This is a genomic window from Cohnella pontilimi (assembly GCF_005049045.1).
Taxonomy (GTDB): domain Bacteria; phylum Bacillota; class Bacilli; order Paenibacillales; family Paenibacillaceae; genus Cohnella; species Cohnella pontilimi.
This window is the reverse complement of record NZ_SUPK01000008.1, coordinates 129,296-150,710: the sequence shown is the minus strand read 5'-3', so window position 1 is coordinate 150,710 and position 21,415 is coordinate 129,296. Positions and strand designations below refer to the sequence as shown.

General features: G+C 53.5%; 22 protein-coding genes and 1 riboswitch. Of the genes, 3 read left to right on the top strand and 19 right to left on the bottom strand.

Going from position 1 to position 21,415, the window contains the following annotated elements; all coding sequences use genetic code 11:
- Positions 1 to 29 precede the first annotated feature (29 nt).
- From E5161_RS16470 to E5161_RS16450, 5 genes are all read right to left on the bottom strand, one after another.
- Entirely contained in the window at positions 30 to 857 is an 828-nt protein-coding gene (locus E5161_RS16470) for a carbohydrate ABC transporter permease (protein ID WP_136778932.1), read from the bottom strand.
- Positions 854 to 1,774, bottom strand: a complete 921-nt coding sequence (locus E5161_RS16465) for a carbohydrate ABC transporter permease (RefSeq protein WP_136778931.1) — start codon at positions 1,772 to 1,774, stop codon at positions 854 to 856. The genes E5161_RS16470 and E5161_RS16465 overlap by 4 nt, the downstream gene beginning before the upstream one ends.
- A 26-nt stretch (positions 1,775 to 1,800) precedes the next feature.
- Positions 1,801 to 2,559, bottom strand: coding sequence for a glucosamine-6-phosphate deaminase (locus E5161_RS16460; RefSeq protein ID WP_136778930.1), 759 nt, complete (start codon positions 2,557 to 2,559; stop codon positions 1,801 to 1,803).
- A gap of 15 nt (positions 2,560 to 2,574) precedes the next feature.
- A complete protein-coding gene (locus E5161_RS16455) occupies positions 2,575 to 3,582 on the bottom strand; it encodes a LacI family DNA-binding transcriptional regulator (RefSeq protein ID WP_246042349.1) in 1,008 nt (335 codons plus the stop codon).
- Positions 3,583 to 3,672: 90 nt separating this feature from the next.
- Positions 3,673 to 4,989 (bottom strand): extracellular solute-binding protein, encoded by a 1,317-nt coding sequence (locus tag E5161_RS16450; RefSeq protein WP_136778928.1) that lies wholly within the window; start codon positions 4,987 to 4,989, stop codon positions 3,673 to 3,675.
- 336 nt (positions 4,990 to 5,325) lie between these two features.
- On the opposite strand from E5161_RS16450, the gene E5161_RS16445 reads away from it, so the two are divergent.
- On the top strand, positions 5,326 to 7,356 hold the full coding sequence (locus tag E5161_RS16445; protein WP_246042348.1) for a molybdopterin-containing oxidoreductase family protein: 2,031 nt from the start codon (positions 5,326 to 5,328) through the stop codon (positions 7,354 to 7,356).
- Between the two features lie 352 nt (positions 7,357 to 7,708).
- Entirely contained in the window at positions 7,709 to 7,927 is a 219-nt protein-coding gene (locus E5161_RS16440) for a hypothetical protein (protein ID WP_136778926.1), read from the top strand.
- Between the two features lie 6 nt (positions 7,928 to 7,933).
- Here the strand turns inward: E5161_RS16440 and E5161_RS16435 are convergent, their stop codons facing one another.
- The 14 genes from E5161_RS16435 to E5161_RS16370 all read right to left on the bottom strand — a co-directional run bounded on the left by E5161_RS16435 (position 7,934) and on the right by E5161_RS16370 (position 19,857).
- Positions 7,934 to 9,118, bottom strand: coding sequence for a hypothetical protein (locus E5161_RS16435; RefSeq protein WP_136778925.1), 1,185 nt, complete (start codon positions 9,116 to 9,118; stop codon positions 7,934 to 7,936).
- Positions 9,115 to 10,626 carry a hypothetical protein gene (locus tag E5161_RS16430; RefSeq protein ID WP_136778924.1) on the bottom strand — a complete coding sequence of 504 codons (1,512 nt, stop codon included), beginning with the start codon at positions 10,624 to 10,626 and terminating at the stop codon, positions 9,115 to 9,117. Before E5161_RS16430 ends, E5161_RS16435 begins: the two co-directional genes overlap by 4 nt.
- 20 nt (positions 10,627 to 10,646) lie before the next feature.
- Positions 10,647 to 11,387, bottom strand: a complete 741-nt coding sequence (locus tag E5161_RS16425) for a class I SAM-dependent methyltransferase (RefSeq protein ID WP_136778923.1) — start codon at positions 11,385 to 11,387, stop codon at positions 10,647 to 10,649.
- Entirely contained in the window at positions 11,388 to 12,371 is a 984-nt protein-coding gene (locus E5161_RS16420) for a glycosyltransferase family 2 protein (RefSeq protein WP_136778922.1), read from the bottom strand. It lies immediately after the preceding gene.
- Positions 12,372 to 12,404: 33 nt separating this feature from the next.
- The gene (locus E5161_RS16415) at positions 12,405 to 13,331 is read right to left on the bottom strand and encodes a type II secretion system F family protein (protein ID WP_136778921.1); all 927 of its coding nucleotides are present in this window, start codon (positions 13,329 to 13,331) and stop codon (positions 12,405 to 12,407) included.
- A 6-nt stretch (positions 13,332 to 13,337) separates the two neighbouring features.
- Positions 13,338 to 14,300 carry a type II secretion system F family protein gene (locus tag E5161_RS16410; RefSeq protein ID WP_136778920.1) on the bottom strand — a complete coding sequence of 321 codons (963 nt, stop codon included), beginning with the start codon at positions 14,298 to 14,300 and terminating at the stop codon, positions 13,338 to 13,340.
- A 4-nt stretch (positions 14,301 to 14,304) separates the two neighbouring features.
- Positions 14,305 to 15,720 (bottom strand): TadA family conjugal transfer-associated ATPase, encoded by a 1,416-nt coding sequence (locus E5161_RS16405; protein WP_136778919.1) that lies wholly within the window; start codon positions 15,718 to 15,720, stop codon positions 14,305 to 14,307.
- Positions 15,721 to 15,741: 21 nt separating this feature from the next.
- Positions 15,742 to 16,584: a CpaE/TadZ family protein gene (locus E5161_RS16400; protein WP_136778918.1), complete on the bottom strand. Its 843-nt coding sequence runs from the start codon at positions 16,582 to 16,584 to the stop codon at positions 15,742 to 15,744.
- Positions 16,585 to 16,626: 42 nt separating this feature from the next.
- Complete coding sequence (cpaB, locus tag E5161_RS16395; RefSeq protein ID WP_136778917.1) at positions 16,627 to 17,328, bottom strand: Flp pilus assembly protein CpaB; 702 nt, start codon at positions 17,326 to 17,328, stop codon at positions 16,627 to 16,629.
- Positions 17,329 to 17,359: 31 nt separating this feature from the next.
- Positions 17,360 to 18,277 (bottom strand): pilus assembly protein TadG-related protein, encoded by a 918-nt coding sequence (locus E5161_RS16390; RefSeq protein ID WP_136778916.1) that lies wholly within the window; start codon positions 18,275 to 18,277, stop codon positions 17,360 to 17,362.
- A gap of 25 nt (positions 18,278 to 18,302) precedes the next feature.
- On the bottom strand, positions 18,303 to 18,683 hold the full coding sequence (locus tag E5161_RS16385; protein WP_136778915.1) for a TadE/TadG family type IV pilus assembly protein: 381 nt from the start codon (positions 18,681 to 18,683) through the stop codon (positions 18,303 to 18,305).
- Entirely contained in the window at positions 18,680 to 19,192 is a 513-nt protein-coding gene (locus tag E5161_RS16380; RefSeq protein ID WP_136778914.1) for an A24 family peptidase, read from the bottom strand. The genes E5161_RS16385 and E5161_RS16380 overlap by 4 nt, the downstream gene beginning before the upstream one ends.
- Before the next feature lie 90 nt (positions 19,193 to 19,282).
- Complete coding sequence (locus tag E5161_RS16375) at positions 19,283 to 19,468, bottom strand: Flp family type IVb pilin (protein WP_136778913.1); 186 nt, start codon at positions 19,466 to 19,468, stop codon at positions 19,283 to 19,285.
- On the bottom strand, positions 19,465 to 19,857 hold the full coding sequence (locus E5161_RS16370; protein WP_136778912.1) for a DUF192 domain-containing protein: 393 nt from the start codon (positions 19,855 to 19,857) through the stop codon (positions 19,465 to 19,467). The genes E5161_RS16375 and E5161_RS16370 overlap by 4 nt, the downstream gene beginning before the upstream one ends.
- An 82-nt stretch (positions 19,858 to 19,939) precedes the next feature.
- A riboswitch (cyclic di-GMP riboswitch) is annotated at positions 19,940 to 20,032 on the bottom strand.
- Positions 20,033 to 20,501: 469 nt separating this feature from the next.
- On the opposite strand from E5161_RS16370, the gene E5161_RS16365 reads away from it, so the two are divergent.
- Positions 20,502 to 21,329: a hypothetical protein gene (locus E5161_RS16365; RefSeq protein ID WP_136778911.1), complete on the top strand. Its 828-nt coding sequence runs from the start codon at positions 20,502 to 20,504 to the stop codon at positions 21,327 to 21,329.
- The last annotated feature ends 86 nt before the right edge of the window (positions 21,330 to 21,415 follow it).

Here is a 21,415-nt window from a genome sequence, read left to right as displayed (position 1 = left end):
ATAAATTCCCGCGTCTGCGGCCGAGTCCGTCATTTACCGCCCGTCATGCTGATGCTCTCGATAATGTGCCGGCGAAGCAGAAGGTACACAGCGAGAATCGGAATGATCGAAATCAGCGACGCCGCCGAAATCATCGTCATATCGACCGTGAACGAGGATTGAAACACGGCAAGTCCCAGTTCCATCGTAAACTTCGACTGGTCGCCGACGACCAGCAGCGGCCAAGTAAATGCGTTCCACGCTTCGATAAAGGCGAAAATGCCGAGAGCGCTCATCGGTCCGATCATCAGCGGAATGACGATTTTGAAGAAAATGCCCCAATCCGACAGCCCGTCGATTCTGGCCGCCTCCATCACTTCGTCCGGAATTTGCTGCACGACATTTTGCCGGATGAAGAAAATCCCGAAGCTGAGGACGAGGTAAGGCAGCACCAGACCGCCGAATTTGTTCAGCAAATCAAGCTTCTGCATCTCCAGATACAGCGGAATCATATAAATTTCGAACGGAACGATGGCCGTCGCCAAAATGACGGCGAACAGGAAGGCAAGTCCGAAGTAACGGTACTTCGCGAATATATAGCCGGAAATAAGTGAGGTAAACACGATCGCCAGGGATGACAGCACGGCCATCTTGACGCTGTTCAGAAAATACAGATGGAACGGTGCCGCTTGAAACACTTTCGTGAAATTGTCGAAGTTGAAATGCTTCGGAATAAACGAAGGGGGCCACGTGTTCAATTCGTTCACCGATTTGAACGCCGTCGAAATCATCCATAGAAAAGGAATGATCATGATGAGCGCCCCGATGAGCAGCACCGTAAACACCAGAGCATTCGTGAGCTTCTGTTTGCGCTTCATCGTTTCATCCCCTTTCTGGATGTCTTTTTATCCCGAAGCAGCATCAGCTGCAGCGCAGTCAGCACGAGGACAATCAGGAACAGAATGACGGCTTCGGCAGCCGCATATCCCATTTTGTAAAAGCGGAATCCGCTCTCGATCATATCGTACACGAGTACGCGCACCAAGTGGCCCGGCGCGCCCTGAATATCCGACGCCAAAATGTACACCTGGCTGAATACATTGTACCCCTGGATCAATGTGACCGTAGAAACGAACACAGTAATCGGCTTAAGTAACGGCAGGGTAATATGCCAGAAGGCCTTAATGCCCGTTGCTCCGTCGATGGAGGCCGCTTCATAGTTTTCTTTGGAAATCCCTTTCATCCCGACGAGGAAAATGATCATGTTATAGCCGACCATTTTCCATACTGTCAGCATGACGACCGAAAAAATCGCCAGATTCGTGTCGATGAGCCAGGCTTGCGCCGGCACGCCGAAGAACGACAGGAAGTAATTGAGCAGCCCGTGGTTGGAATCGAGAATCCATCTCCAGGCTACGGCAACCGGCACCATCGGCATAATATACGGCAAGAAGTACAGCGATTCGAACCATGATTTGAAACGAACGCCCCGGTCCAGCATCGCCGCGATGATGACGGCGAACGGTACGCTGAAAATGAGTACGCCGAACGCAATCAGCGATGTATTCCGAATGGATTGGATAAACGTATCGCTTGAAAATAACTCCTTAAAGTTGTCCAGCCAAACGAACGGCTTATGGGCGGAAATCAAATCCCACTCGAAAAAACTGATATACATCGTTTGCACGATCGGTATAAATCGCAAAACGGCATACAGGATGATGATCGGCGCCAGCGCGAGGATGACGAACCAATGCCCGGACTTCAGCCGAGGCTTCCTGCGAACTTTCTCCATGCTTTTATTCCCCCTGAATGCCCCAATTACAGCAAGGATGCACTTTCTTCGTCCAGATACATGCGGCACTCCCGGGCATTGCGAAGAATCGACGCGGGACATTCTACGGAAATGGGGCCATGCACAGTATCTTTGACCGCCTTCTTCTTTCTGTCGCCCGGCACTGTGCAAAAAATCGCAGAGGCGGATAGAATGGCGGGAATCGTCAAGGTTATGGCCGTCGTCGGCACTTGCTCCAGCTTGTCGAAGCAGCCGTCGTTCACTTGCTGTACCCGGCTCGTTTCGTCCAGCTCTACTTTTTTCACCAGGAACGGGTCCTGGAAGTCGGCCACGTGGGGGTCGTTAAACGCGATATGGCCGTTTTCCCCAATCCCAATGCAGGCAATATCGATCGGTTGTGCGGCCAGCAGCTCCGAATACCGTAAGCATTCGCGATCGGCATCATTCAACCCGTTAATCCGGTGAAACAGTTTCGGTGTATGGACGCTGAAAATACGATTTTGCAAGTAGGTGGAAAAACTCTGGGGAGCGTTCTGCGGCAAGCCGACATACTCATCCAAATGAAAGCATACGATACGGTCCCATGGAATATCGTCCGACTGGCTGCGGAGCGAGTCGAGAAAATCATTCTGCGAAGGCGCTGATGCGAGCACCAACGTTACCGTTTCTTTTTCCTGGAGCAGTTTCTTTAATTGCGCTTTTACGTCCGCGGCGACCGCGTCTCCCATTTCCCGGCGAGTCGGATAGGAAAGAACAGTTAGATGGTCAATGGTTAGTTGTTTCATGAATAGGGCCTCCTGTTATGGCGAAAACAAGTTTTTCACTGATGCACGTTCCACCAGCTTCAAGTCGTACTTAACGTACCTAAAATCGCTGTCATCCCGCTGAAAAATCCGATCGAACAGCCTCGTACCCATCGCTTTTCCCGCTTCGTAAGTCGGAATCGATACGCTGGAAAGCGGAAACGCCGTCGTATCGATATCGTCAAACCCGATAACGGACATATCATTCGGCACATTCAAACCGGCAGCCATGAACGCTTTGATAACGCCGATTGCGATGACGTCGTCAAAACAAATGAGCGCAGTCGGGCGATCGTCTGATGCAGCCAGACGCCTCCCAATCTCCTGGGCTTCCGCCATGCTGCCTGTTTCTTTGAAAATCAAGGCTTCGTCCGGCACAAGACCGTGTTGTTTCATCGTGTCCAGGAATCCGGTCAACCGCTGCTTCGACGCCTTCGATGTCTTAAGGCCACAGACGAACCCGATCCGTTCATGTCCTTTGGAAATTAAATGCTGGGTCACTTGGCAGCCACCGTCGTAATCGTCAAATTCGAACGTGTCGCACGACAAGCCGGGGATTTGGCCCAGCGTAACAAACGGCATGCGCTTTCGCTTCAAATCGAAAATATGATCGAAAGACACTTCCTCCAGCAAAGGGACAATGACTAGCCCGTCTACCCGTTTCCGAACCATCGCTTCGATATGGTCGATTTCCAGTTCCTGATTCTCCCCGCTGCTGCAAAGGAAAACCGTGTAGCCGTGCTCGATCGCTACCTCTTGAACACCTTTCGTAATATGATTGTAAAAAGGGTTCGTAATATCTTTAATGATCAGGCCGATTGATTTCGTCGAACGGGAGGACAATCCTTTGGCGATTTCGTTGGGGATGTACCCGTGTTCCTGAGCGAGTTGCATCACTTTTTTTCGGGTTTTTTCAGAAAATCCGGTTTTTCCATTTAAGATTCCGGATATGGTGCTTTTAGCCAGTCCTGTTATTCTCGCTAGATCGGCGATCGTCGTGTTCAAAACAGATTCTCCCCCCAATCATCTATGAGAGTATGTATCCCCTCAACAAGAGGGGATACGATCAACTCTCATGGAGGAGATTCAATTGCCTTATTCGGCCAGATCTCCTGACTTTTTCAAAATCTCATTCGTTTCTTTCGCACATTCATCCAGGAAATCCTTTATTTTTTGCGGGTTATCCACGAAGCTGGCATCCGTATAGCCTTTCGTCATCAGTCGATCGGCCAATTTGGTTTGGATTTCATCGTATTCAGGGAGAGAAGGATACATTTGCGCGTCTTGATGCGCCGGGAAGAACGCTTCGAACTGCGGATACTTCACGAACACGTCTTTCAGATCCAGGTCTTTGCGAACCGGCAGCCAGCCCGTCATCGTCATCAGATTTTTCTGACTTTCCGGCTCCATCAGGAATTGAAGGAACTTCCACGCCATTTCTTGCTTGTCTTTGTCCGCCGTGGTGACATAAAAATTGTCTTGCTGTTCGACGTTGGCCGCCAGCGGAGCGGTACCGTAATTCAAGTTGGGTGCTTTCGCCGCCGTATCGATGACGACATTGGATTCCCGAAGGAAGAAGGCTGTAGCTCCGGTTTGGAACGCCTCGGTGTCATGCTTGATTTTGGCATCGTCCGTATGATACTTAAACAACATATCGACATACATTTTTAAAGTTTGATAGCCTTCTTCGGTATTGTAGTTCGCTTTATATTTGCCGGGCGAAACTTCTTTGATGATGCTGCCGCCTCGCTGCGCCAGCAAGATCCAGAACTTTTCCGTGACACCGCTTCCGCCTCCGCTTATACGAAGGCTTTGTCCCGAGCGAACCAGGTTGCCGGACGCGTCGGATTTCGCGAGCTTCTGGGCGTATTCTAAAAATTGATCTATACTTTTCGGCGGTTCGGTCAAACCGGCTTCATTGAACATATCTTTGTTATAGAAAATAGCGTTTGCGTTTTTGAACACCGGCAAGCCGTAGGTTTTACCGTCCGGACCCAGGTTTTTGACATACAGATCCGGGAATGCGCCGGAATGGGCGAACTGGCCAACATTGTCCGGAGCTTGCTGCAGCAAATTCGCATCTATGTAGCGGTAAGACAACGAATGGTTCATGGTGACGATATCAGCAGCGCTTTTAGAAGGAAGAGACGCCGCCAGTTTTTTCTCGAAATCGCGGAGCGGATAGGACGTGACTTCAATCGTGACATTCGGATTCGTCTTTTTGAAATCTTCCGCGGCTTTCTTCACCCACGGGTCCAGTTCGGAATAACCGGTCCAGAAAGACAGCTTGACGGACTTGGAAGAATCGGAGCCTGTGGATGACTCCCCGGACTTGTTGCCGCATCCCGTCAAGAGCATTGCGATCGTCAATACACCGATAAATGCAGCGAGAATCATTTTTTTGGTTCTCATGCAAAAAACACTCCCCTTGTTTGGTTAAAAACCTTCCAGAACAACAACACTTCCGTTTGAACCGGTTCAAATTTGATTGAAAAAAAATTGAACCGGTTCAAATTTGGCTGAAAAAAAACGGCAGGCCATTAACCCCCCTTTTACCTGAAGCGCTTTCAATTGATGTTTGTATTGTAATGCCACGTTACCCATATCGTCAACCAGAAAATTCTATTAGCTTTCAATATCCGTCCCATCCCTTTTTTAATGCATGATTTCGTGGGCTGTGGTACTTTGATTATGATATGAAGTTCGAAAAATGGCAGACGGAGAGTGAGAGATTTGGAGCCTACCACGGTGCGATACGCTAGATCGGTATGTCCGCTGGATTGTCCGGACACGTGCAGCTTGAGGGTAAAATTCGAAAATGACCGCATCGTGGCGGTGGACGGTAACCCGGATCATCCCGTCACGCAAGGCGCCATTTGCAATAAAGTACGAAATATACCGGATCGCGTCAACCATCCGGACCGATTGATGTATCCGCTGCGGCGGGTAGGGCCGAAAGGCACCATGGGGCCGTTCGAGCGGATCAGTTGGGAAGAGGCATATGACGAGATCACGAGCCGGATGAAGCAGTTGATCGAGCAGCACGGCCCCGAATCGATCATGCCTTACAGCTTCTATGGCAATATGGGTGTACTCAACGCGGAGGGGATGGACCGCCGGTTTTTCCATCGTCTCGGAGCGACCCGGCTGGACCGGACGATTTGCAGCGTAGCGGGCAACGTCGGATACAACTATACGATGGGCACAAGCGCGGGCATCGACGCGGAAGACACCGTGCATTCGAAGCTGATTTGGATTTGGGGCGCCAATGTGGTGTCGACCAATATGCATCAGGTCGTGTACGCGACAGAGGCGCGCAAGCGCGGTGCGCGGATCGTACACATCGACGTGCACCGCAACCGCACTTCGGCATGGGCGGACGAATTCATCGCCGTGCGGCCGGGGACGGATGCCGCGCTGGCGCTCGGCATCATGCACGTGCTGATCCGGGAAGGTTTGACGGATTCGGCATACTTGGCTGAACACACGATCGGGTTCGACGAGCTGGCTGCGGAAGCCGCACAATACTCGCCCGAGCGGGTGGCGGAAATCACCGGCGTGCCGGCGGAAGACGTCGTGCGTCTGGCTCGCGAATACGGCACGACGTCTCCTGCCTACATCCGAATCGGCAACGGCCTGCAGCATCACGACAACGGCGGCATGGCCGTCCGCACAATCGCCTGCCTTCCGGCGTTGACCGGTCAATGGGCCGTTAAAGGCGGCGGCGCCATCAAGAGCAACAGTATGTATACAGGTTTGAACGCCGAACGGGTAGAACGGCCGGACTTGCTGCAGAATCCCGCGACCCGCACGGTCAACATGAACCAGCTCGGGCAAGCTTTGGCGATCGAAGATAAGCCGGTGAAATTCTTGTTCGTCTACAACTGCAACCCCGCCACGGTCGCTCCTGACCAAAACCAGGTTCGGCGCGGCCTCATGCGGGATGACTTGTTCACGGTCGTACACGACTTATTTTTGACGGACACGTGCCGGTATGCCGACATCGTGCTGCCTGCTACGAGCCATTTTGAAAACTTGGATATATTCGGCTCATACTGGCACTTGTATTTGCAGCTTCACGAGCCGATTTTGAAGCCGATGGGCGAATGCAAATCCAACTTCACCTTGTTCAAGGAGCTCGGACTTCGCATGGGCTTCGAAGCCGAAGCATTCGATATCACGGTGGAACAGATGATCCGGGAAGCGCTGGACAATCCGGCGAATCCGTATTTGGAAGGCATCACGTACGAAGCGCTTCAGGAAAAGGGCTGGATGAAGGCGGCGCTTTCGGGCGGCTCAATATTCGAGGAGCGGATTCCGACGCCGTCGGGCAAAATCGAGCTCGCTTCCGAGCGGATGCGGCTCTCCGGCATGTCGCCGGTTCCGACGTACACCCCTGTCCGGGATGACGATGACACGCTGCCGTTCCTGCTGGTGACCGGTCCGAACCACAACTTCCTCAACTCTACTTTTGCGAATCAAGAGAAGCTGAAGCGGATCGAGAAACGGCCGCTGCTCCATATGCATGTGAACGACGCGGCAGCATTAGGTGTCGTTTCCGGTGATCGTGTGCGCGTATGTAACGGGCGCGGAGAAGTGCTGATCACGGTAGACGCGGCGGAAAATGTGCTTCCCGGCGTGCTTGTCACGCAAGGCCTGTGGTGGGAGGAAGGCAACGAAGGCGTCCAAGCCATCAACACGCTGACCTCCCAGCGCCTCGCCGACATGGGCGGCGGAGCCACGTTCTTCTCCACCAGAGTTACCGTAGAGAAGTTATAATCATGGCGATGGAGCGGATCCACCAGTTGCGTAGTAGCCGTGTGCTACCTATTTGCGCCGATCGGGTGGGTCCGCTCGTTGTTTGGTAGCTGTGTGCTACTTTTTGCGTCGATTGTTAGTCAGTCAGAGTGACTAAAGAGCACAGACAAACGAGAGTACGTCGATTGTTAGTCAGTCAGAGTGACTTACACTTGCGGCGCGGCGGGAGTGCTCACAATGAAAGCCGGGAACCGCATCAGCGGCTTCCGGCTTTCAGCATAACGCCGTCACCCTATCGAGGTCACTCGCCTGCCTTCGAAGCGAGAAAATGGTACAATATCAAAATGCAAATTCCAGCAAGGAGGCTCACTTAATGCCCGCCGTCAATCGCAAGCTGCTCACCGACGCCGATTTTCAAGACGCCATGGAGCGCCAAATCGGCATCCGGGTATTCGAGCGCGATCACATCGTCCATTCGGGAGGCGCGATTCTTCGGTTCGACGAACGATCCGTCGTCATCCAAGCCGGCGTCAGCGACCTATCCTACTTCACTCGAACCGCCTGCGAATTTTACGAGCTGAAGAAGCGATAGCCGCCGCTAGGCCACGAAACCCTTTACTCGCAGCCCTAAAAGAACAATTACCGAAAAAATTACCCATACGAGGAGCGTTAAATAGTTTACAAATTTGCGAGCCAGGATAAAACGGGAACCCGAACGCAGATCTGCGCGCATCACGGCACGGTCCGATTGTTGTCCCATGAAGATGAAAATCGGAAACGCCGGTAAAAAATATCGCATAAAACCGTGTGTGGCAATTTCAAAGGATAGGTTCAGTTGAGAGGACAGCGCCATCGTAATGACGCCTGACGTAAAAATAACCTCGGACCAGATCACGTTTGCACCTTTACGCCATAAACGAATATTGGAGATGATATAACCGACAAAAATCGTAAACAAAATGAAATGCAAAATCGTGATGTAGTCAATGTACCGTATTTCATGCCATTTCTCGATGGACCATACGATGTCTTGGTAGATTGGAAAAAAAGGAAGCGCCGAATGGCGTCCGTAATGCGGTCCCATGACCTTCAAGAACAGCAGCGGATCTCCTCTGGTCAGCCAGAGATAACCGGGATACATAAAAAACATCAGACTGCTCGCGAACGCCCAAACAACATCCTTAAGATCCAGTTTTCGACGGATCAATCTTTCCAGAAAAAAAGCGAGCGGCACCCATACTCCGACCATTCTGGAAAGAGCCGCCAGCCCTCCAATCAAGTACGCCGCTTCTCGCTTCTCCTCGCCCCAAAACCGAAAAGCCAGCAGCGCCAAGAACAGAAAGAAGCTTTCCGTGTAGAAAGCGCTGAAAAAATACGTCGACGGAAAAAACACCAGAATCGCCTGTGCCAAAACCCTGGTTCTTTGCCCAATCCCTCTCTTCTCCATTAACTGGTCCAGCAGCCAAAGCGAGCCGAGAAAGAATAGGTTTGACAACAGGAATCCCGCCCAATAAATGCCGATTCCCGTTACTTCGTGAACTCCCCGGACAAGCAGCGGAAACAGCGGGAAGAAGGCGGTTAACCGGTCTTCTGCATAACCTTCCAAAGCGATTTGCTTATAGTTATAGGAATCATAAATGATGAAATGGTCTAATATCGGATTTTGCATCTGGATCTGGTTATCCATGTAGTTCATGTGTTCCGGTTGACCGACAAGCAAGAACAAAGAAATCAGCAACCGGCTGGCCAAAAATAAAACGAGAACCTTCTTGAATGCTTTCATCGGTCTCCCCCGAACGCCCGCAGATCCCAAACCTCGCCGAAACTGCCCGTAAAATCGGGCTCACGAAGCTGCTTTCTCACGTCCTCCTGCTCCACCTTCTTCAAGGAATTGACAGTCTCCTTCGGATCCGACAGCGGAAGAATCAGAAAATCAGGCCGGTCCGCTCGAATCACATCCATCAAATAACCGGAGCGGAAGCCGTTATAGGAGCGTTCGAACGCCGTCCACCCTTGCACGCCTTTGGTCGAATCCAAGATGAAAGGGTCGAATCGGCCGTCCGCGAGCACATCTCCACCCCTGAACATCACATATCCCGAAGCATCATACGTAGAGAGCACTTTCGGGCGCTTTCCGGAGTCGTTCATTTTCAAAATGTAATCCATCTCTTCAACCGGATACTGGGTCACGGGCTGCTCATACTTGGCGAACATCTCCGTCGAGAAATTGATCATCAAGCCCAGCGCGAGCAATGGCAGTACGACTTTGATCCGCGTGTAAGCTTCAGGATTCCGGAACACGGCCAGCCGCTTAAATCGGTCGACGACAACAGCCAAATAGTACGGAAGGAACAAGATCAAAAATAAGAACTGTTTGTAGCTGGCGAGACCGAGGTACATCATTCCGATAAAAAGCATGAGCCGAAACGGACGCAGCGGCTTGTCTCTTAAGCTGTACATTGCGCACAGGATAAAAAGGACCACGATCGCAAACGCGGGGAAATTGCTGGAGAAAGCGACGGGCCGCCACTCGAGAATCAGAGCCGTAAACGGGCTGTCCGACAACGTCACGAAATACGTCAGGCTCTTCCATCCGCCGAAATTTGCAAGCCCGCCGAGGACCACCAACAACATGGCGATCGCGTCATATCGGTTCAGCTTTTTGAGCCAAATTCTTTCCGCTGTCTGCATACCGAGAAGAACTGCGATCACCGGCCATACCCCCGTATGGACATTCGCGAGAATAAGCGAGATGATCCCGAGCGCCGCAGCCTTCCTCACATCGGCACCCATGGCGAACCGTCTGAGCCAGACGGCGAACCATACGACCAGCCCGGCAGATATCATTTGGGGACGAATATTGAAATACGCGTAGTAAACGAAAAAAACGAGACAAGGAAGCACCAAAAAACCCAAAAGAGGGTGCATGCGAGGGAGATCCGCCTCTTGTCGCGAAACCTCCATCAGCCGATACAGCCCCCACGTGAGCATAAATACCGACAACAGCGTCAACAAATGAAGGCCGGCCCAGCCCCCCGCTTCGTACAATGCTCCGGCGATCAGCTGAAACCCGGCTTCATGCGGCACATACGGGAGGTTGTCTCCGGCGAACGTATGGATCGCCGTGTCGAGCACCTTCCCCTGACGCAGCATTTCTTTTCCGAGCTCGATGTGCCAGAAAGTGTCGGGATCATTGCGGGAGGAACCGGCGTCCAGAAAAATAAACACGGAAACAAAGACGACGGCGAAAAGAAGAAAGACGATATTTTGCTGTCTGCTCAAAGTTTGCATGGACGGCCCCTTCAATCCGGCTATACTTTTTGACCGATCGCCACAATGGAGACGCCGAACGGCAGCTTCGCACGCTTCAATAGATGCCTCTCGCTGGACATGATCCCGGCAAGCAGTTTGTTGAGGAAAGTGGACGGCATGGACAAGTCGTCGGTTTTACCCGAAATTCTCAACTTCTTATGTAATATCCGTACAGCCGCGATGGCAGGAAACAGCCAAGTATTGAAATAGCTCGCGTACTTCGGCTGAAGATTGCACTGTTTCATTTTCCCGGTCAGTTCATTTAAGCGGTATCTTCTTTTGTGATGGTGCGATTCGTCGTGGCTGCTCCATAGGAATTGGAAAGCCGGAACGGTGATGAGCAAACTCCCTCCGGGCTTTAACTTTGCCGTCAACGTTTCAAGAGCCCCCAAGTCGTCTTCGATATGCTCAAGTACATCAAGCAGCACGATCAGGTCGAACGATTCATCGGCAAAAGGAACCTGGTCGGGCAAGCTGCCGAGATAGACCGCTTTACCGCTTTTGGACTGGGCGATTTCCGCCGCACCCTGCTCCATTTCGAGCCCCATGACCTCGCAGCCCATACGGGACAGCAGCTCCAGGTTGCCTCCGGTTCCGCAGCCCGCATCAAGGATTCGGGATTCCGGCCCGAGCGAGTCGATATGCGTACGCATGACGCTTTCGATAACGTTCCGCCGGCCGACAAACCACCAGTGATCCTGCTCCAATCGGTCCATTTTCCAATAGATCGTTTGCTCCATTTAGTTGACCCCCTCCAGACGGGATATTTCTTTCCCGTCTTCGAGACCGGCCTTGCCTTGAACAAAATACAGCGGCCGGCGCTTCGACTCATTATAGATCCGCCCGATGTACTCCCCGATGACTCCCAATGTGGTGAGCTGGACGCCGCCCAGGAACAGAACGGTTACCATCAAAGAAGGATAGCCGGGCACCGGATTGCCGTACAGCAGCGTGGAGGTGAACAGATAAAGCGCAAAAGCGATCGCGAACAGCGAGATGCCGAAGCCTAAATAAGTCGCCACCTGCAGCGGCATGAAGCTGAAGGAGGTGATCCCTTCGACGGCGAAATTCCACAGCTTCCAATAGTTGAACTTGGTTCGGCCCGCGTATCGCGGCTCTCTCCGGTAAGTGACGCTGGTTTGACGAAAGCCGACCCAGCTGAACAGCCCCTTCATGAACCGGTGCTGCTCCCGAAGCTGCTTCAGGGCGTCGACGACCTTGCGGGACATGAGGCGGAAATCGCCCGTATCCTTAGGAATCGGAATCGGCGTCAGTCGTTTGACAAACCGGTAAAACAGGTGTGCGGTCGCTTTCTTGAGCAGAGTTTCGCCGTCCCGCCGTGTCCGGGTGGCGTACACGACTTCGTAGCCTTCTTCCCATTTGGCGATAAGCTCCGGAATCACTTCCGGCGGATCCTGCAAATCCGCGTCGATCGGGATGACCGCATCGCCGCGGCAATGGTCGAGTCCGGCCGTCATCGCGATTTCCTTGCCGAAATTGCGGGACAGATCGATGATTTTCACCCGCTGATCTTTGTCACGGAGGCTGTAAAGCTTGTCCAGCGTATCGTCCCGGCTTCCGTCATTAATGAACACCATTTCATATCGGTAACCGGTCTGGCTCATGACCCGCGTCATTCGGAAATAAAATTCCAGGATGTTCGGGCTTTCGTTATAGACAGGCACAAGAATCGAAACGAGAGATCCCTTCGCCGTTTTTTTCATACCGTCACCCCCGCTTTGCTGTTGCGATGACTGCTATTCGCTGAACGTCTGGATGAACTGAATCGCTACCGGTCCGAGCAGGACGATGAACAGGCTGGGGAAAATGAACAACACGAGCGGGAACAGCATCTTGATCGGCGCCTTCATGGCCGCCTCTTCCGCCCGCTGCTTGCGCTGATCGCGTACTTCCTCGGATTGGATCCGCAGCACCTGCACCATGCCGATCCCGAGCTTCTCCGCCTGCAAAATACTGCTGATGACCACGCGAAGCTCATCGACCACGACCCGCTCCTTGACTCCGGTGAGCGCTTCGCGCCTCGTTTTGCCGAGGCGGATCTCCTCGAGGCAGCGGCGGAATTCGGTTGCCAGCACGCCTTCCTTCTTAGAGATCAGCTTGCTCAGCGCGGCATCGAAGCCAAGCCCGGCTTCCAGGCTGACGGTCAGCAGGTCCAGCACGTCGGGCAGCTCCCGAAGCGCCAGCCTGCTCCGGCTTCTCGTTTTCAGCTTCAAATAATAACCCGGGAGAACCGCGGCGATCACGATCGCCGCGAGCAAAAACGCGATCGTGCCGCTCAAGCCGATTTTCAGTATGGAAGCATAGAAGAGAAACACGCCCGGAAGCGCGATAAACACCGTCAATTGCGCGATCCGGAAGTCGACCGGGGACATACCGAACGGCTGTCCGGCCTGCAGCAGCCGGATTTCCAGCTTGGCCGCCTGCCTCTCCTCCAGCGTCCGGCTGAAGCCGCGGCGAAACTCCTTCCATACCGGATGGAGCAGCCGGCGCATCAACGACGGTTCCCGCCCCTCTTCCGGATGCGAAGCCACCGTCTGTGCGGTCTCCACGCCTCCCGTGATATGGGCAAGCCGCCTCTTCATCGCGGTGGTGCGCTCTTCCCGCATAGCGAAGAACGCATAAACAAGCAGTGTAACCGTAAGGCAAAACGTTGCGTACACCATGGAAGATCACACCTCGATCGTCGTAATTTTTCGGATGAGCACAAAGCCGATCATGCCGGATATGAATCCGGCCACGACCATCCCGATCCCGATCGGATGCTGGAACAGCGACCCGATGTAATGGGGGTCGATCAGAAAAAGCACGAAGCCGAGTGCGATGGGCAGCAGCCCGATGACGATGCCGGAGAGCCGTCCTTGCGAGGTCAGCGTCGTGATCTGGCGCTGGATTCGTCCGCGGTCGCGGATCGTCTGGACGATCGTCTCGAGTATGGTCGCCAGATTTCCTCCGATTTGGCGCTGAATGAGGATCGCCTGAATCATGAGATCCAAATCCTCGCTCGGCATCCTTTCCTTCCAATCGTTCAGCGCATCTTCCATCGTGGTCCCGTACTGCATCTCCTTAAGCACCGTTTCCGCTTCATCGCGGATCGGTCCGTCGGACTCGTCGACGACCGTCTTCAAGGCCTGGGCGAAGCTGAAGCCGGCCCGCAGCGAGCCGATCACGGTTGTCAGCATATCCAGAAGACCTTCGTTGAACGCCTTGACCCGTTCCTTCCGCTTCTTCCCGATCCAGAGACGGGGAAGCATGAAGCCGACCACAGCGCCGACCGGCACGAGGAAGATCTGACTGAATAACAAATAGCAGAAACCTCCGCAGAACGCGGTGCAGATCCACTGAAACATCACATATTCTTCGGGTTTCAGCGGGACGCCGGACATGGCCAGCATCGTCTCGATCCGTGCGCTCTTTTTCTTGGTCAGCACGCGTTCGCGGACGGTCTGCTTATAGAGACTCATGCGAACGAGCAGGTTGAATTTTTTACGGCCGAGCTTCTTCTTGTCGTTCAGCTCAAGCAGCCGGTTCATCCGATTCTTCAGTCGTCTGTCGGACAGGAACAGCAGCTGCAGCACCGCGCAGAACAACAGAAAGCTGCTCAGCGCGAACATGGCCACAAGAATCCAGATCATGGCTTCACTCCTCTTCGATGAACACGGAAGCCGGGATGTGAATGCCCGAGGTTTCCAGCCGCTCGTAAAATTTCGGACGGACGCCCGTCGGCACCAGCTTGCCGATGATTTTGCCCCGTTCGTCCACGCCGGTCTGCCGGAAGCTGAAAATATCCTGCAGGACGATGACGTCCCCTTCCATTCCTTGCACTTCGGTAATGTTCGTAATTTTACGGGTTCCGTCCTTGAGTCTGGACTGCTGGATAATGACATCGACCGCTCCCGCAATTTGTTCGCGGATGGCTTTAACCGGAAGGTCGATGCCGGCCATGAGCACCATCGTCTCCAGACGGGATATCATGTCGCGGGGACTGTTGGAGTGACCGGTGGCCAGCGACCCGTCGTGACCGGTGTTCATGGCTTGCAGCATATCCAGCGCCTCGCCGCCGCGAACCTCCCCGATGACGATGCGCTCGGGGCGCATCCGGAGCGAGTTGCGGACCAGATCGCGGATGGTAATGGCCCCTTTGCCTTCAATGTTGGCCGGGCGCGATTCCAGCGAGACGACGTGCTCCTGCCACAGCTGAAGCTCGGCGGCGTCTTCGATCGTAACGATCCGCTCGTCGCTCGGGATGAACGAGGACAGCACGTTCAGCGTGGTCGTTTTTCCCGAGCCGGTACCGCCGCTGACGAAAATGTTGAGCTTCGCCTTGACGCAGGCTTCCAGGAAGATCGCCATATCGCGGGTCACCGTGCCGAAGTCGATCAAGTTCTCGATCGTGAACGGATCTTTGGAAAACTTACGGATCGTGACCGTAGGGCCTTTGAGCGCCAGCGGAGGGATGATGACGTTCACCCGCGATCCGTCCGGCAGGCGCGCGTCGACCATCGGAGAGCTTTCGTCGACTCGGCGGCCGATGGGAGAAACGATTTTCTCGATGATATTCATGACATGCTCATCATCCCGGAACTGCACGTAGGACAGCTCGATTTTGCCGCCCCGCTCCACGTATACCTGGTTGGGACCGTTGACCATAACCTCGGTGATGTCCGGATCGAGCAGCAGCGGGTTAATCGGGCCGAAACCGGTCAAATCGTGGGTCAGCTCTTCCACCACTTTTTTACGGTCCACTTTGCCGCGGAACGATTCGTCCTCCGACATGAGCTGAATGGCCATGGCGTCGATTTTCGGAATGATGGACTCGACGTCTTCGTCCTTGAGGTCGTTCAGGATTTGTTTGTGCAGCTTGTTCTTGAGCTCTTGATACTTGGAGATTTGAGCGGGCTCTTTGGGTCTCGTATCGGTGCCGCGAATTTGCCGGAACGTCGTGATCAGATCTTTCTTCGGCGTCCTCTGTTGCGCGCTTTCCGCCGATTCGCCCTCGGGGACGTCGGCGCCCGATTGAACCGTTTTGGCTTGAACCTTATCCAGAAGACTCATCGGAACTCTCCTCCTCGGGGGTCATGGTGCGGTGCTGTGCTTCGTGAACAGCCGCTGCAGGAACGTATTCGGCTTTGGCATGAACACCGAAATTTCACGGCGGGAAATGAGCTGCTCCGCCATTTTGAACACGGCTTTCGCCAAATCCGTTCTCGCATGGTTGGAGACGAACGGGATGCCGATGTTCAGCGACTGGGACACCAATTGATATTCGTTGGGTACGAAAATGGAAGTCTCAAAGCCGAGAATGTCCGACACGTCCGACGCCTTGATGACGCTTTCCATCGTCGAACGGTTGATGACCAGCTGAATTTTCTCTCTGTATCCGAGCACCTCGAGCGTCTCGAGCATCAGTCTCGTGTTCTTGATGGCCGTCATTTCGAGTGTCGTGAGAATAAAGATTTGATCCGCTTTTTCAATGAATTGAAGCGTCTGCTCCTGAAGCCCGGTGCCGGTGTCCACGATCAGACAGTCGTGCTGCGCCGTGAGCAGGTCGCACGCGCGGTCGATCACGCCCGGTTTGATCAAATCGGCGAATTCCGGACGCTCGGGCGCCGCCAGCACCTTGACCCCGCTGCTGTGATGGATCAGAAAGCCGGACAGCGCGAAAGGATCCATCGATTCGATGTCTTCCACGACATCCTTGATCGTGAAGGTCGGGTGAAGATCGAGCGCAAGCGCGATGTCTCCGAATTGAAAATTCCCGTCCAGCACACTGACTTTAATATTCTTTTTGGTCAGGGCAACCGCCAAATTGACGGTAAGTGCCGTTCGCCCGACGCCGCCCTTGGCGCTGCAGACGGCGATCATCTCTCCCCGCTTCCCGCCTTGCCGCCCGTCTTCCGTCTTCTCCGCGTGGTTCATCGCTTGATCCTCCCGTACCCCATTGCATATTTCCAAACCTGCTTACGGTTTCTTTTGCTCCTGCTTCGTCCCCTGTCCGTCGACAATCCGGCTGTGCAGCATCAAGCTGACGAATGCGTCAGCGTCTTCATCGGCGTTAATCGCTTTAACCGCGTCCGCCGGCTTTAGCTCCAGCGTAACCTGCGCATATTCCGTGTAAGGGGTGTCCGCTTGGGCTTCCACCATCCGTCTTCCGATGGCGAGCACCGGCACGTCCTCGAGCAATACTTGGGAAAGGAGCGACTCCGTCGCTTTATCTTTTTTGGAGTACACGAGGTCAACGTGATCGCCCGGTTCGATCAAGTTCGAAACCGACTGTACGATATTGACCCCGACCGATACCGCCCGGTATCCTTCCCGTACTTTTTTGGAGACGAACAGCGCTTCTTCTTTTTGCTCTTTCAAGTGATGCGGGAGAACGACTTCACCGGGCACCAAATGTACCGCGGCCACTTTCCCCTCGGCGGCCGCCGGATTCGCCAGCGCGGACGACTGGGCGCCGGTGTCCGGCACTTGCACGACTTCCAGCATGCCCGTTGTGATTATCGTATTTTCGGGTATGTCCTGCTTCGCGGCCAGCACGCTTTTGAGCTTTCCGTTCGCTGCTGCCGGGGCTTCTTTGAACTTTTGCATGTAATCGAAGAAAAGCACGGTCGTTGCAATACCCATCAACAATGCCGCAAACAAAATGATTTTCGATCTCATCGGGGTCACCTGTCCTAGGAGAGATATGGAATTATTCGACTAACCGGATGGCGAAAGCGCCTTTGTCCACAGCGCCGGGCTTGTAGAACCCGGTGTCGGGCCTTTCGATGAACATGCCCCTGATTGAATCGTCGTTGCTGGACATTGGCTCTAAAATGTAAAAAAAAGCGAAACCCGTAACTTCAATCTGTTTCATCTGATTCGAAGTCTGGTTATAAGGCCTATAAACCGGGATTAAAATCACGCGTGGAGAATCCCTGTGAGAATAGTCGCCGGGAGGATAAGGATCCGAATCGATGCGAAGCTTGACGCCTTCCCGCGTCTTGCCGGCGATGTTGCCTGTCTGCGTATCGATAATGTTGCCGATTGTAATCTCGTTGGCATAACCGTATTTCAAATTTTCCTCGTAGGTGGAAGCTCCGGGTCCGCCTAGCGCCAGTACTCCGAAATAACCGGTGTTGGAGTTCCCGCTGTCTACTTTTAGGTTATACGGGGTGTTGTACTTCAGCTCGATCGATTCGTCGATTCCGAGCGGCGCGGCTCCAACCGCGCTTCCCATTGGCAAAATTTGAGCGGCGGCCTCCACTTGTACGGTTACGCTCTGTTTGCCCAGCAGCCGGCTGAAAGCGAGTGGCACCTTTTTGCTTAAATGCACGCGGACGGAGGACTTCATTTCAATATCCGCGCCGGTTAAACTGGATTGCTCTTTATGCCGTGACAGAATATCGTTCAAGACCGCTTCCACCTTCGACCGGTCGCTCGTCAACTCTTGGGCGCCGGACAATGCTGCCGCGTTCGCCGCCTTTTGTAAGTGGCTTTTGGCCGCATACATCGTACCGCCGTCCACGACCAGCCCGGCGACGGTGAGCAGAAGGATCAGCGCGAAGCCGGCCAGCACGATCGTGCTCCCCTGCTGTTCCCGGATCAACCTTTTACATAGCCGAATCATGCTACCACTCCTTCGCTGCCGAGCTTTATTCCACCCGAATCGTCGAATCGGCTGAAAGGACGGGGGCCGGTATGATTTTCGTCATAATCGGCGTAATGAAGGGCAAGGAATAAGTGAGCTTGACCGTGACGTTCTGACCCGCTTTCCTTGCCGACTGTGTCGGAGTAATGGTCACATTCATCGTGGAAGCATCCCCTATGCGCACATGACTTTTCGCATAAGCGACGATTTCCGCGTCTGTTTTGCCCAATCCTCCGAGTCTTACCGATTCCTGTGCCGTCATGTTGAGGCTCACGAAGCCGAACAACAGGCGGCCCAAATCGACGATGCCGCATATGAGCAGCAACAGCAGCGGAAGCAGCAGGGCGAACTCGACCAGCGACTGCCCTTTCTGTTCCTTGATCATCCCGCTCCCCATCCTTTCAGAACCAAACAGGCGACAGATCCACCCGCAATCGCGACGCCATAAGGATAGGCGCCGGAAGTCCAATGTCCCCGCAAAGACGGCTTCACCCCGACCCGAAGGCAGAGCAGCACGAATCCGATGTAGCGAAGACGTTCTCTGATTCCATTTTTGAATAACACGACGAAGACAGCCATGATCGCTCCCAGTAACGCCATGTAGATAGAGGTAGCAAATACGAACCCGACTCCCTTTAGCGCTCCGACCAACGCCAGAAGCTTCACGTCGCCCGCTCCCATTCCGCCCAGCAGGTAAGGAAGGAGCAAAATGCCCAGACCCGCGGCAAAGCCGAGCAGCGCTTGCCCCAGGCCCGTCCATCCTTCGGTTAAAGCGTGTACGCCGATGGCGAATATGAGAGATGGAAAAATGACGAGGTTGTAGATTTTCCGGCTTCTCAGATCGGTGACGACGCAGACGGCCAGGACGAACAGCAGCAAAATATCAGCCCACACGACGGTGCCTCCGTTTCAAAAAACGCTTGCGGATTAAATGAGGCCGTACGTTGAATCAACGTACGGCCTTCTCCAGGGTAACCGCAAAGATTAGCCCAAACCGTTGACGCCGGTAGATACCGTATTGTTCGCTTTCGAGAACAGGGCAACAATTTGTCCTCTCAGAGCGACCAGAATGCCCACGACCGCAACCGCAATCAGACCGAGTACGAGACCATATTCCGTCATACCTTGACCTTGCTCTTCTTTTACCAGACGTACGAGTTTGTTCATCATGTTTTTTTCCTCCTAGATTTGGGTTCTAAAATCGTTGTTTGCTTGCTTGCGATAATATCCGCCGTTTGACCGACACGCACATCGGCTTCTTCCAGCGATCCCGCCGGCAGCTCGATGATGGAATGCGTACCTTGAAACGACTGCCCGATTCTGCCGGGACGTAATCTCGGCTCCATGCCGACGATCCGACCGAATTCGTCCAAGTGGAGTACGTCGATCGAATACTTCATAAAGAAGGAATGCACCGATCGGCAAGGTCGAATGTGCAAGCCGGTTCCTTTCGGCAGCGATTTCGTCAGCATCAGCCCCCGGAATCGACGGAAGAACGTGTCAGCCAATTCGATCCGGTCGGCCAGCTGGCGTCCGCTTTCCCGAATGACCAGCCTCATTCGAAGATTTCACCCCCTATTGAAATGGAAAAAACCCACCTTTTTCCCGAAAGGAGGGTACGAAAAAAAGCTCCCCTGATCTTTCGGCGGCTGGCTGGCATAGGCGCGCTCACTCGCGCCGTTAGCCCCTGTAGCTTTGCGTCACCGGTTTTCACCGGGTTTGCCTTTGTCGTGATCCGGCGGAGCTTTGGGCTCTGCGGTTCGACGCTTTCATCATAAGCCGTGGAATAATCTTCCTAGAATCCGTCGAAATAATCAATTTTCTGAACATTCAATATAAGAACAGCGACACACAATCGACACAAAAGGCTATTAGGTCTAAAGGCCTGTTTTCGGGACGTATCGATGGGGTATGGCAAATTGAGTGTGGGTATGGATGTTTATTTTCGTACCATAAAAAGGAAAATATAGCTTTGTTGGGAAAAATGCCTTTTCAATGGGTATTCGAGCCAATAGGCCTAATCCACCCCTGTCTTATGTCCTATTCTCGATCACGGAATTGCCCTTGACATCGCTGGACGAAGTCGGTTATATTGAATGCAAATAAACGAACGGCTGTTCGGGAAGCACCCGTAAGAGAGGCGATGGCGCCTGTCTTGCGGGTGCTTTTTTTATGCGGGCGGCCGTTCCGGGGAGGATTATAAATGAATTTAAAAACGTGTAAAGTCGCAATAGCGACGGTGCTTATGCTGGTGATGGCGTTATGGGTGCCGGTTATGGCGTTAGCCGCGGCTCCCGAGTTTACCGCTTTGCAGAAGCACGAGTTCGAAAAGACCGCTGCCGGCGCCGACAGCCAGCTGGCGGAGAGGCTGACCGGCCAATATCGGGACTATCTCTCCCTCGCCGAGCAAAGTCGCTCGTGGGAGCAGCAAACCGGCGCTCTTCATTATCGCAACGAGGATCGTTCGGCAGATGTCCGTAAGCGGATCATGCAAATCAACTCCGCCAAAATCAACACGCTAAAGCTCTCGGTCGAGAACGCCAAAAAGCGCTATCAGCCTTTATTCGATTTATATACCTCGGTGAATAAGCAATTGACCGCTGCAAGGAAGCTTAAAAACAAAACCCTGACCTCCGTTTTGTCGGCGCAGGCGGAAAGCTTGAAGCTTTCGGTCGAGGCGGCGCGGGCGGATATCAAGGGGAAACAGCTGGCTTTGGCTTCCGCCCGTGATGCCGCAAATGCTTGGATGAAGAAAGTGCGCACCACGCTGTCCGGGATCGATCCGCTCAAGAAACAGTACAAAGCCCTGAAAGAATCCGTGTCGGTTTTACAAGACAACCGCTCGTTGACTTGGAAAACCTTGACCCAAGCGGTCAAGAAACGCGATGCTAAGGCCGCTTCGGAGCGTTTCGCCGCCGTGAACGGACTCACTGTCCAGCTGCTCGGAAAGCTGCAGCAGATGCACGGCTTGGAGGTTCGAATTGCGGACATTATCGCGCAAGCCGAGGCTCAGCTCAAACAGGCCGGATAAGTCAACCTGCAGGCAAGTAGGAACAATTTGGAGTTCATAACTTTTGTCCATTTCATAGACAAGTGTCCGATGGTTTCCTATAATAA